12 protein-coding genes are annotated in these 11,415 nt (G+C 73.3%); 8 read left to right on the top strand and 4 right to left on the bottom strand.

The window, feature by feature from the left end; all coding sequences use genetic code 11:
* The first annotated feature begins 124 nt into the window (after positions 1 to 124).
* On the top strand, positions 125 to 1,090 hold the full coding sequence (locus H1A17_RS21330; protein WP_088644755.1) for a complex I subunit 1 family protein: 966 nt from the start codon (positions 125 to 127) through the stop codon (positions 1,088 to 1,090).
* Positions 1,091 to 1,141: 51 nt separating this feature from the next.
* Here the strand turns inward: H1A17_RS21330 and H1A17_RS21325 are convergent, their stop codons facing one another.
* The 3 genes from H1A17_RS21325 to H1A17_RS21315 all read right to left on the bottom strand — a co-directional run bounded on the left by H1A17_RS21325 (position 1,142) and on the right by H1A17_RS21315 (position 4,557).
* On the bottom strand, positions 1,142 to 2,458 hold the full coding sequence (locus H1A17_RS21325) for a S8 family peptidase (RefSeq protein ID WP_194822730.1): 1,317 nt from the start codon (positions 2,456 to 2,458) through the stop codon (positions 1,142 to 1,144).
* Positions 2,459 to 2,696: 238 nt separating this feature from the next.
* The gene (locus tag H1A17_RS21320) at positions 2,697 to 3,737 is read right to left on the bottom strand and encodes a glutathione S-transferase family protein (protein WP_145921782.1); all 1,041 of its coding nucleotides are present in this window, start codon (positions 3,735 to 3,737) and stop codon (positions 2,697 to 2,699) included.
* 94 nt (positions 3,738 to 3,831) lie between these two features.
* Positions 3,832 to 4,557 carry a CPBP family intramembrane glutamic endopeptidase gene (locus H1A17_RS21315; RefSeq protein ID WP_145921781.1) on the bottom strand — a complete coding sequence of 242 codons (726 nt, stop codon included), beginning with the start codon at positions 4,555 to 4,557 and terminating at the stop codon, positions 3,832 to 3,834.
* A gap of 62 nt (positions 4,558 to 4,619) precedes the next feature.
* Between H1A17_RS21315 and H1A17_RS21310 the strand changes: the two genes are divergently transcribed.
* Together H1A17_RS21310 and H1A17_RS21305 are read left to right on the top strand one after the other, a co-directional pair.
* Positions 4,620 to 5,216: a TetR/AcrR family transcriptional regulator gene (locus H1A17_RS21310; protein ID WP_145921780.1), complete on the top strand. Its 597-nt coding sequence runs from the start codon at positions 4,620 to 4,622 to the stop codon at positions 5,214 to 5,216.
* Positions 5,217 to 5,225: 9 nt separating this feature from the next.
* Complete coding sequence (locus H1A17_RS21305; protein ID WP_145921779.1) at positions 5,226 to 5,648, top strand: ester cyclase; 423 nt, start codon at positions 5,226 to 5,228, stop codon at positions 5,646 to 5,648.
* Here H1A17_RS21305 and H1A17_RS21300 read toward each other — a convergent pair.
* Complete coding sequence (locus tag H1A17_RS21300) at positions 5,629 to 6,204, bottom strand: Uma2 family endonuclease (RefSeq protein ID WP_145921778.1); 576 nt, start codon at positions 6,202 to 6,204, stop codon at positions 5,629 to 5,631. The two genes, H1A17_RS21305 and H1A17_RS21300, sit on opposite strands and share 20 nt — an antisense overlap.
* A gap of 130 nt (positions 6,205 to 6,334) precedes the next feature.
* Between H1A17_RS21300 and H1A17_RS21295 the strand changes: the two genes are divergently transcribed.
* The 5 genes from H1A17_RS21295 to H1A17_RS21275 are packed head-to-tail and all read left to right on the top strand — an operon-like array spanning position 6,335 to position 11,381.
* Entirely contained in the window at positions 6,335 to 6,928 is a 594-nt protein-coding gene (locus H1A17_RS21295; protein ID WP_145921777.1) for an NADH-quinone oxidoreductase subunit I, read from the top strand.
* Positions 6,925 to 7,491: an NADH-quinone oxidoreductase subunit J gene (locus tag H1A17_RS21290; protein ID WP_145921776.1), complete on the top strand. Its 567-nt coding sequence runs from the start codon at positions 6,925 to 6,927 to the stop codon at positions 7,489 to 7,491. Before H1A17_RS21295 ends, H1A17_RS21290 begins: the two co-directional genes overlap by 4 nt.
* 55 nt (positions 7,492 to 7,546) lie before the next feature.
* Positions 7,547 to 7,927: an NADH-quinone oxidoreductase subunit NuoK gene (gene nuoK, locus H1A17_RS21285; RefSeq protein WP_145921775.1), complete on the top strand. Its 381-nt coding sequence runs from the start codon at positions 7,547 to 7,549 to the stop codon at positions 7,925 to 7,927.
* Entirely contained in the window at positions 7,924 to 9,855 is a 1,932-nt protein-coding gene (locus H1A17_RS21280) for an NADH-quinone oxidoreductase subunit L (RefSeq protein WP_194822729.1), read from the top strand. Before nuoK ends, H1A17_RS21280 begins: the two co-directional genes overlap by 4 nt.
* Entirely contained in the window at positions 9,852 to 11,381 is a 1,530-nt protein-coding gene (locus H1A17_RS21275; RefSeq protein ID WP_228543963.1) for an NADH-quinone oxidoreductase subunit M, read from the top strand. Before H1A17_RS21280 ends, H1A17_RS21275 begins: the two co-directional genes overlap by 4 nt.
* The last annotated feature ends 34 nt before the right edge of the window (positions 11,382 to 11,415 follow it).

Raw genomic sequence — 11,415 nt, 5'->3', positions numbered from 1 at the left:
CGCCCCGGGAGCGGCCGGCCCGTCCGCCGCGTACCCCCCGCTCCGGCGCGGCCGGCGACGGCCCGGCGGTCGCCGACGGCCCGGCACGCGGCGACCAGGCTGGCGACGAGGGGGGTACGGCCTGATGCCGACCTGGTTGGAGCTGGTGATCCGGATCGGTGGGGTGCTGGTCGCGTTCCTGACCCTGCCGCTGATCGTCGGCCAGGCCGAGCACAAGGTGATGGCGCACATGCAGGGCCGGCTCGGCCCGATGTACGCCGGTGGCTTCCACGGGTGGGCGCAGCTCGTCGCCGACGGGATCAAGTTCGTCCAGAAGGAGGACATCACCCCGCGTGAGGCGGACCGGGCGGTGTTCCGGTTGGCGCCGGTGGTGGCCCTGGTGCCCTACCTGCTGGTGCTGCTGGTGATCCCGCTCGGCCCGGACGACCTGGTCGGGCAGCCGTTGGACATCGGCCTGTTCTTCGTCCTGGCGGTGGTCGGGGTCGGCGTGGTGGCGGTGCTGATGTCGGCGTGGGCCTCGGCCAACAAGTACAGCCTGCTCGGCGGGTTGCGCGGGGCGGCCCAACTGCTCGGGTACGAGCTGCCGCTGGTGCTGGCCGCCGCCTCGGTGGCGGTGGCGGCCGGAACGTTGAGCCTCGGCGGGATCGTCGAGGCGTGGCAGCCGTGGTGGCTGCTCTGGCAGGCCCCCGCCATGATCGTGTTCTTCGTGGCGGGGCTGGCCGAGATCCGGCGGCCCCCGTTCGACATGCCGGTCGCCGACTCGGAGCTGGTGTTCGGCTACATGACCGAGTACACCGGGCTGCGGTTCGCGTTCTTCCTGCTCGCCGAGTACGTCGGGATCGTGGTGATCGCCGCGCTGACCACCGTGCTGTTCCTCGGCGGCTGGCAGGGCCCGTTCGCCGACGCCCAGCTCGGGTGGCTGTGGACCCTGCTGAAGGTCTTCGCCGTCTCGTTCGTGATCATCTGGCTGCGGGTGTCGTTCCCCCGGCTGCGGGAGGACCAGCTCCAGCGGCTGTGCTGGCTGGTCCTGGTTCCGGCCGCGCTCGCCCAGCTCGTCCTCACCACCGCCGTACGCCTCACCCTGAACTGAGCGCCGGCCCGGAGGGGCCCCGGGACACTCCCCGGGGCCCCTCCGGCACGCTCACGGCGCGGCGTAGAGCAGGCGGTTCGGGGAGCCGGTCCCCGGGTTGACGACCTTGCCGGTGGTGGCGGCGGTGATCAGCGCGCTCTTGGCGGTGGCGAGGGTCGCCGTCGGGTTGGTCTGCCGGTAGCGGGCCAGCCAGCCGGTGACGTGCGGGGCCGCCATCGAGGTGCCGGACCAGCCGCTGGCCACGGCGGTGTTCGAGGCGATGCCGGCGGAGGTGATGTCCACCCCCGGGGCGAAGATGTCGACGCAGGTCCCGTAGCTGGAGAACGAGGCCCGGTTGTCGTTGATGTCGGTCGCCGCGACGGTGATGCCCCGGCTGGAGCGGGGGCCGTTGGTGCAGGCGTCGGTGTTGAAGTTGTTGGCGATGAAGACCGGGTACACGCCGTGGTCGATCAGGTTCTCGATCGAGGTGTTCGCCGAGGTGCCGTAGCCCTGGAGGCTGAAGTTCGCCACCGAGACGGTCGCGTGGTTGGTGGCCAGCCAGTCGACGCCCTCGATCAGGTCGGTGCTCCACCCGGAGTTGTCGCACTGGAGGACCCGGACCGCGCGCAGCGTCACCGACTTGGCGACCCCGTAGGTGGTCCCGCCGATGGTGCCGGCGACGTGCGTGCCGTGGCCGTGGCAGTCGTTGGTGCCGTTGCCGTCGCCGACCGCGTCGTAGACCCCGGCGGCGCGGGTGCCGAAGTCGACGTGGGTGGCCCGGATGCCGGAGTCGACGATGTACGCGGTCACCCCGGAACCGGTCGAGGTGTAGCCGAAGCTGTTGCTCAACGGCAGGTTGCGCTGGTCGATGCGGTCCAGCCCCCACGACGGCGGGTTGCTCTGCACGGCCTGGACGGACACGCCGCCGGCCTGGGCCCGCTCGGCGCGGGCCGTCGTCGGTCCGGTCCGGTCCGGGGTGGTGCTGGTCAGCCCGCCCTCGATCCGGGTGTCCCGCTCGACGTACTGCACGGTCGGGTCGCTACGGACGGCGGCGAGGGCGGCCGGCGGCAGCACGGCGGCGTACCCGTCGAGGACCTGGGTGTAGCGGTTCAGCACGGTGCCGCCGGCCCGCTCGGCGGCGGCGGCCGACTGGGCGGTGCGGGCGAGGCGGGCGGTGCGCTCGCCGCTGACCGGCTTGTCGGAGAGGACGACGATGTACCGGTCCGGCGCGGCTTCCGCGCTGCCGGCCAGCAGCGGCGCGGGCGCGGCCCGGCCGGGGCCGGGGGTGCCCGGTGCCGCGACGGCGGCGTTGGTGGTGGTGACGAGTGCGCCGGCGAGAACACCGGCGAGTACGCCCAGGCGTGCGGTCCTGCTACCCAGCTTGCGCAAGGCTCGATCCTCCTCGAAGGGGAGTCCGTAGTGGACTGGCAGCCCGCCGACGGGATTCGCGGCGACGGACGCCCCCTAGTCGAACAGGTCATATTGACCATCGTGTTAACTCTTGGGCACTGAAGGTGAATGTGCGACAGCTCTCAGTGTCCGTAGTCGACGGAGGGTTCGGTGCGCCCGGTGCGCAGCAGCGCGCCCCCACCCGACTGGTCGGGCGGGGGCGCGTGGCGCGGGTGGTTCAGCCGATCGGGGTGTGCTCCGGCGGCACCTGCTCGCCGGGCGGTGGGGGCGGTGGGGGCGTGCCGTCGCCGAACGGCCGGCCGCCGAGCGCCTCCCGCCCGTGCGGGCTGAGCCAGTTGACCAGGTCCGGGCCGAGCGGCACCACCCCGGTCGGGTTGATGTCCCGGTGCACCTCGTAGTAGTGCCGCTTGATGTGGTCGAAGTCGATGGTGTCGCCGAACCCGGGGGTGGCGAACAGGTCCCGCGCGTACGCCCACAGCACCGGCATCTCGCTCAGCTTCTGCCGGTTGCACTTGAAGTGGCCGTGGTAGACCGGGTCGAACCGGGCCAGCGTGGTGAACAGTCGCACGTCGGCCTCGGTGATGGTGTCACCGACCAGGTAACGCTGGTTGGCGAGCCGGTCGCTGAGCCAGTCCAGCCGGTCGAACAGCCGCCGGTACGCCTTCTCGTACGCCTCCTGCGAGCCGGCGAAGCCGCACCGGTACACCCCGTTGTTGACGTCGGCGAACACCACCGCGTTCACCTCGTCGATCTCGGCGCGCAACGCCTCGGGGTAGAGCTGCGGGGCGCCCTCGCGGTGGTACGCCGTCCACTGGGTTGACAGGTCCAGGGTCATCTGCGCGTAGTCGTTGGTGACCACCTGACCGGTCGGCACGTCGACGATCGCCGGCACGGTGATCCCCCGCTCGTAGTCGGGGTAGCGGGCGAAGAACGCCTCGGCCAGCCGTTCGATGCCGAGCACCGGGTCCCGCCCGCCGGGGTCCAGGTCGAACGTCCAGCTCCGGGCGTCGTGGGTGGGCCCGGCCACCGCCATCGGCAGCGCCTCCTCCAGCCCGAGCAGCCGCCGTACGATGATCATGCGGTTGGCCCACGGGCAGGCCCGACTGACCACCAGGCGGTAGCGGCCCGGCTCGACCGGGTAGCCGTCCCGCCCGTCGACGGTGATCCGGGTGGCGATGTAGCGCTGGTCCCGGGTGAACTCACCGCCCGGCTCGACGTACTTGCCGCCGGTCGTCGTGGTGCCGTTGCTCTCCGCCATCGTGTCGCCTTTCGTCCGCTTCGGCTCCCATCATGGCGGGTCCGGCGTCCGGTGGCACGGTAACGCGGCTCGGGCGGGGGAGAGCGGTCCGTGCTCAGCCGGCCTGGGCGGCGAAGGCGAGTACGACGAGGACCCCGTTGCTGACCGTGTGGGCGAGGATCGGCACCCAGAGGTTGCGGTGGCGGTGCAGCAGCCAGGCGAAGAGCAGGCCGGCTACCAGGGCGCTGATGGTGTTGAAGACCCGGGGCAGGTGCATCACCGCGAAGAAGCCGGCCGAGACGGTGATCGCGGCGAGGGTGGGCAGCCGGGCGGCCAGGCCCTGGAAGAAGACCCCCCGGTACAGCACCTCCTCGTAGACGGGTGAGGCGATCGCGCCGAAGAAGAAGGCGAAGGTGAACTGGGCGAGCAGGCTGCCCGGCGGGTAGCCGCCCTCGCCGCCACCGTCGGCGGTCAGCGCGACGGGCAGCGCCAGGAGCAGGCCGAGGGTGAGCGCGGCCTTCGCCAGCCCCCACCCGACGGCGGCCCGGAGTTGCCCGCCCCGGGGGCGGGTGAGCAGCAGCGGGGCGGCGACGACGCCGAACCGGCGGTAGGTCACGCCGAGGCCGACCAGCAACTGGATCCCGTTGATCAGTAGCCAGGCGAGGCTGGTGGCGAGCAGTTCGGACGCGCCGAGCAGCGCCGGGCCCAGGGCGAGGAAGTCCGCGACCGGGGCGTTGGCCAGGCCGACCCCGACGACGAGCACGATCGCGAGGTCACCCCAGGTGAACCGCGTGGTGGTGGGCGGGTCGGTGGGCCGGGCCACGGCGAGGTCGGTGCTCATGCCGACCAAGATTAGTTGCTTGACCTATATCGGTCAACCGACCGATAACCTATGATCGACCCATGCCGAAGGTCGTGGACCACGAGGAACGTCGCAGGCGACTCGGTGCCGCCGCCTGTGCCGTGCTGAGCCGGGTCGGGGCGGCCGGCACCACCGTCCGGGCCGTCGCGGGCGAGGCCGGGATGCCCCTGGCGACCGCGCAGCACTACCTGCCGACCCGGGAGCTGATGGTCCGGGCCGCCATGTCGCACCTGGTCGACCGGGTGGTCACCCGGGCCGGGGCACTGCGCCCCGGGGCCACCGCCCTGGACACCCTGCGCCTGGCCGTGGCCCAGGTCGTCCCGCTGGACGACGAGCGGATCTTCGAGTCCCGGGTCTGGTTGATGCTCACCGCCGAAGCGCTGATCGACGAGCAGATCGCGGCCATCATGCGGACCAACGCCGACGAGCTGCGGGCCAACCTCACCCGCCTGGTCGAGCTGGCCCGGCAGGACGGCAGCGTCGCCGCCGACGTCGACGCCTCCCGGGCGGCCGGCGAACTGGCGACCGTACTGGACGGGGTGACCCTCCGGCTGCTGTCCGGCGTGCTCGGCCCGGCCGAGGCCCGCGCCGAGATCGACATCCACCTCGACCGGCTGGCCCCGGACCGGCGGGCCTAGGCTGCCCCCATGATCGACGTGGAGGCGGTGGCCCGCCGGTTCGTCACCGACGTGTGGAACGCCGGCCGCGAGGAGTCGGCGTACGAGCTGGTCGCCGAGGAGTGCCCGGGGCTCGGCGGCACCGGCCCGGCGGCGGTGCTGGCCTGGCACCGGGAGCGCCGGGCAGCCTTCCCCGACCTGCGCTACAAGCTGGTGGACGTGGTGGCGGCGGGTGACCGGGTGGCGCTGCGCTGGCGGGCCGCCGGCACCCAGGCGGGACAGTTCGGCCCGGTGCCGCCGACCGGGCAGGTGGTCAGCTACTCCGGGGCGACGTTCCTGCGCTTCGACGCCGTCGGGCGGATCGTCGACGCGTGGAGCGTCAACGAGCTGTTCCAGCTGCTGCAACAGTTGGGTGTGGAGATGCTGCCGCCGCTCACCGACGCCGGGGCGTGATCCGGGCGACCGACAGGTTCACCGGGAACGGCTCCCCGGTGTCGACGAACTTCGTCCACCGCCCGGTCTCCACGTAGACCTCGTTCACCGCGTCGATCTTGTAGGTGTGCACGACCAGGCCGTCGTCCTCCACCTCGATCCGCCAGTAGAACGGGATGCCGGCCTGCGCGTAGAGGGTCGGCTTGAGCACCCGGTCGATGGAGCGGGTGCTGGGGGAGACGATCTCGACGGCCAGTACCACCTCGTGCGGCTCGTACCGGGACGGCTCGCGGGCGGCGGCGGTGGACGTGGTCACCAGCACGTCGGGGATGAACGAGCGGGTCCGGTTGATCCGCACCTCCACGGCCTGGGTCACGTCGTAGTCGTCGGGGCAGTCCTCTTCGAGCGCGACCATCAGGCGGCCGGCGATGGTCTGGTGGACACGGGTGGGGGAGGGGGGCACGATCAGCACTCCATCGAGAAGTTCGCGGCGGTGGCCGTCCTCGGGCAGCGCGTCCAGATCGTCAGTCGTCCAGCCGCCCTCCGGCGGATGGTCGTGCCGCAGCGCGGCGGTCATCGGTCGGTCCTTCCCGGTGCGTCGTTCTCCCCGCCCGTCAGGGTAACGCCGGCAAACGCCGGGTGGTGGTCGCGCACGCCGTGGCCACAGGGCAGGATGACCCCATGAGCGAGCGAGTCGGGGCGACACGGTGAGCGAGCACGGCGGGGGCACCGGCGGAGGACTGGTGAAGGGGCTGGCGGTCACGTTGAAGACGATGACCCGCCGGTCGCACACCCAGCAGTACCCGGACGTCGCCCCCGAGTTGCCGCCCCGCTCCCGGGGCGTGATCGCGCTGCTGACCGAGAACTGCACGGTCTGCATGCTCTGCGCCCGGGAGTGCCCCGACTGGTGCATCTACATCGACTCGCACAAGGAGGAGGTGGCGGTGGCCGGCGCGGCCCGTCCCCGCCAGCGCAACGTCCTCGACAAGTTCGACATCGACTTCTCGCTCTGCATGTACTGCGGCATCTGCATCGAGGTCTGCCCGTTCGACGCCCTCTACTGGTCGCCCGAGTTCGAGTACGCCGAGTACGACATCAAGGACCTGCTGCACGACAAGGACCACCTCGGCCAGTGGATGGCCACGGTGCCGCCGCCGCCCGCGCACGACCCGCACGGCGAACCGGCCAAGGAGGAGACCACCGCCGCGCGCAAGGCCGCCGCCCCGACCAGCTCCGCCGCCCGTCCCACCGTGGTACGCCCCGAGACCGGCCCCGCCGACGACGGAGGTGCCTCCCGGTGACCGGTGCGGACGTGCTGCTGCTCGCCCTGGGCGCGGTGGCGGTCGGATCGGGGGTGCTGGTGGTCGCCACGAAGCACCTGGTCCGGGCCGGCCTCTACCTGGTGCTCTGCCTGGGCGCGCTGGCCGGCGACTACCTGGTGCTCACCGCCGAACTGGTGGCCTGGGTGCAGGTGCTGATCTACGTGGGTGCGGTGGTGGTGCTGCTGCTGTTCGCGGTGATGCTGACCCGGGCCCCGATCGGGGCCTCCGACGACCTGGACCGGCCGGGCTGGCCGGCCGCGCTGATCGGTGCGGGCACCGGGCTGGGCCTGACGGCGCTGCTGGTCGACGCGTTCCGCTGGTCGACGGTGGAACTGCCGGCGGCGGGCACCGCCGAGGGCATCGGCGAGCAGGTGTTCCGCTCCTGGGTGCTGCCGTTCGAGGTGCTGTCGGTGCTGCTGCTCGCCGCCCTGGTCGGCGCGGTCATCCTGTCCCGCCCGGACATCGGAGCCGGTGGTCCGGTGAGCGCGAGGAGTGAGCCGGGTCTGCGAGCTCCGCAGTCGCGAACTGGGGTGGTCCGGTGAGCGCGAGGAGTGAGCCGGTTTTGCGAGCCCCGCAGTCGCGAACAGAGGTGGTCCGGTGAGGCCGGTCATCCCCTACGTCACCGCCGCGCTGCTGTTCGGCCTGGGCGTCTACGGCGTGCTGCGGCGACGCAACGCGGTGCTGGTGCTGATGGCGGTGGAGCTGATGCTCAACGCGGTCAACCTGATCCTGGTCACCGCCGACACCACCGTGCGGGCGGTGCTGCCGCACTCCGGGCAGGTCTTCGCGCTGTTCGTGATCGTGTTGGCCGCCGCCGAGATCGGCGTGGGGCTGGCCATCGTGCTTCAGCTCTACCGGCTGCGGGCCAGCGTCACCGTCGACGACGTGCCGCTGGCCGAGCCGGCCGGCGACCGGTCCGGCCTGGCCGGTGACGTCGCGGCCGGGTCGGCCGGCGGACGGGCGGAGGTCGGCCGTTGACCGGGCTGTTCGGGGCGGCACTGCCGGTCGTACCCCTGGTCGCCGGGTTGCTGGGGTTGCTGCTGCCGCCTGCGCCGCGGGACGCGACCACCGGGGAGGGCGCGGCCCGGCGGGCGGCGATCGGCCTCGGGGTGGCCGGCGCGGCCGGCGCGCTGCTGGTCGCGGTGCTGCTGCTGGCGCGGGTCGGCGACCCGGTGGAGACCAGCACCACCTGGATCGACCTCGGCGGGCTGCGGGTCACCCTCGGGGTACGGCTGGACGGCGTCGCCGCGCTGGTCGCGGTCGCGGTGGCGGCGGTGGCGCTGGCGGTGCAGGTCTACTCGGTGGCCTACCTGCGGCGCGGCCCGCACGACGACGTCGAGGTGGACCACCGCTATCCGCCCTACGCCGCGCAGATCAGCCTGTTCACCGCCGCGATGCTGCTGGTGGTGGTCAGTGGTGACCTGATCCTGCTGCTGGTCGGTTGGGAGGTGATGGGCCTCTGCTCGTACCTGCTGATCGCCCACGACCGCCGGCTGCCCGAGGCGCCCGCCGCCGCGATGAAGGCGTTCCTGGTCACCCGGGTGGGTGACGTCGGGTTCCTGCTCGGCATCGCGCTGCTCGGCGTCTCGGCGGGCAGTTTCCGGATCGCCGACGTGCTCGCCCACGACCACGCCACCGGCACGCTGACCGCCGCCTGCCTGCTGCTGCTCGCCGGGGTGGCCGGCAAGAGCGCCCAGTTCCCGCTGCACACCTGGCTGCCGGACGCGATGGCCGGCCCGACGCCGATCTCCGCGCTGATCCACGCCGCGACCATGGTCGCCGCCGGGGTGTACGCGGTGACGAGGCTCTACCCGCTGTTCACCCAGGCCCCGGTGGCGCTGGCGGTGCTCGGCGTGCTTGCCTCGATCACCCTGCTGCTCGGCGCGCTCGCGGCCACCGCCCAGGACGACCTGAAGCGGGTGCTCGCCTGGTCGACGGTCTCCCAGATCGGCTACATGACCGGCGCGCTCGCCGTCGGTGCCCCGGCCGCCGCACTGTTCCACCTGCTCACCCACGCCGCGTTCAAGGCGCTGCTGTTCCTCGCCGCCGGTGCGGTGATCCACGCCGTCGGCACCACCCTGCTGTCCCGGATGGGCGGGCTGCGGCGCAGCATGCCGGTCACCTTCTGGTGCACCCTGATCGGTCTCGGCGCGCTGGCCGGGGTGCCGCCGCTGTCCGGTTTCTGGAGCAAGGACGGCGTGCTCGCCGCCGCCGAGGCCGCCGCGCTCGACGGCACCGGTCCCGCCCCGGCCTGGGTCGGCTGGCTGGTCTGGCTGGCCGGGCTGCTCGGGGTGCTGCTCACCGCCGCATACGCCACCCGGCTGCTGCTGCGCGCCTTCTTCGGCGAGCCCCGGCTGCCGCTGCTGCACCCGCACGACCCGCCGGCCCTGATGCGCTGGCCGGTGCTGCTGCTGGCCGTCCCGGCGGCGTTGCTCGGGCTGGCGGGCTTCAGCCAGTGGTTCCGGCACCGCCTCTTCTTCCCGACGGTGCCCACCCTCCCGCCCGGGGACGTGGTGCTGGTCCACGTCGGTCCGGCGCTGCTGCTGCCCCTGCTCCTGGTGCTGGTCGGGGCGGGGCTGGCCTGGGCCGGCTGGCGGCGGGACCCGGCCGTCGACCCGGCCCGCGCCCTGGGTCCGCTGCGGCCGGTCTTCGCCCGCGCCTTCCGCCTCGACGACGTCCAACACACCCTCGTCGTACGCCCCACGACGGCGCTCGCCCGGGTGGCGCGTACCGGCGACGAGGTCGGGGTGGACGGCCTGGTGGAGGGGGTCGGCCGGGGCACCTCGGCGCTCGGTGCCGGGCTGGCCGCGCTGCACCGGGCGGCGCTGCCCCGCGCGACGGCGGCGGTGCTGGCCGGCGCCCTGCTGATCGGCCTCGCCGCCGCCCTGATCGGAGCATCCTCATGACGGTGGGGCAGGTGTTGCTGGTGGCGGTGCTGGCGTTGCCGGCGGTGGGGGCGGCGCTGGTGGCCGTGCTCCCCGGGGAGCGGACGGCCCGGCTGTCCGGTACGGCGGTCGCCGGGCTGACCCTGGTCGGGGCGGCGCTGCTGGTGCTCGGCGACCACGGCTGGTTCGGCTACGGCCCGGCCCCCGCCGTGCAGCCCTGGCACGAAGTCGACCTGCCCTGGGTGCCCGGCCTCGACCTGCGCTTCCACCTCGGGGTGGACGGCATCTCCTGGCCGCTGGTGGTGCTCACCGCCCTGCTCACCCTGCTCTGCTGCGGCTACACCGTGCGCCGGGTGCCCGAGGGTCGGGGGAGCGGCCGGGCGCTGGTGGCGTTGCTGCTGGTGGTCGAGGTGGGCATCCTGGGTACCTTCCTCGCCCTCGACCTGGTGCTCTTCTTCGTCTTCTTCGAGGTCGTCCTGCTGCCGATGTACGCGATCATCGCCGGCTGGGGCGGCACCGGCGCGGACCTGCCGGCGCGCGACGCGGCCCGCGCGGCGGCCCGCAAGTTCGCCCTCTACACGCTCTTCGGCTCGGTGCTGCTGCTGGTCGGCGTGTTCGTGGTGGTGGCCGCCGCCGGCACCGCCGACATCGTCGCGCTTACCGGTGGGGCGGGGTTGTCCCGGGGCACCCAGTTGGCCGCGTTCACCCTGCTCGGGTTGGCGTTCGCGGTGAAGGCCCCGCTCTGGCCGCTGCACTCCTGGCTGCCCGACGCGCACACCCAGGCGCCCACCGTCGGCAGCGTCATCCTCGCCGGGGTCCTGCTCAAGATGGGCACGTACGGCCTGATCCGGGTCGCCGTCGGGGTGGCCCCGGAGGGTGCCCGCTGGGCCGCGCCGGTCCTCGGGGTGCTGGCCGTCGCGGCGATCCTGGTCGGCTCCCTGGTCTGCCTGGCGCAGGACGACCTGAAGCGGCTGATCGCCTACTCCAGCGTCGGGCACATGGGGTTCGTGCTGCTCGGGGTGGCGACGCTGACCGCCACCGGCATCCAGGCGGCGCTGATCGGCAACGTGGCGCACGGGGTGATCACCGGGCTGCTGTTCTTCCTCGCCGGGGCGGTCAAGGACCGGGCCCACACCGGGGCGCTGGCCGAGTTGTCCGGGCTGCGGGAGACCGCGCCCCGGCTGGCCGGTCTGCTCGGTTTCGCGGCGGTCGCCTCGCTCGGCCTGCCCGGCCTGGCCGGGTTCTGGGGTGAGGCGTTCGCGGTGGTCGCGGCCGTCGAGCGGGGCGGGCCGCTGTGGACCACGCTGGCGGTGCTGGCGGCGGTCGGCGGGGCGCTCACCGCCGCGTACTTCCTGCGGTTGCTGCGCCGGGTCACCCACGGCCGGCCGAGCCCGGCGGTCGGCCGGTTCACCCCCGCCCTGGCCGGGGTGGAGCTGACCGCCTGGGTCCCGCTGGTCCTGCTCGCCCTCGCCGTCGGCCTGGCACCCACCCTGGTGCTCGGCTACGCCACCGGTCCGGTGGACGCCCTGGTGGGGATCGTCCGGTGAACGGGGTCGGCCCGGTGAGCGCGAGGAGTGCAGC

It is taken from the genome of Micromonospora sp. S-DT3-3-22 (assembly GCF_015354745.1).
In the GTDB taxonomy this organism is placed as follows: domain Bacteria; phylum Actinomycetota; class Actinomycetes; order Mycobacteriales; family Micromonosporaceae; genus Micromonospora; species Micromonospora wenchangensis.
This window is presented reverse-complemented; position numbering and strand designations above follow the sequence as displayed.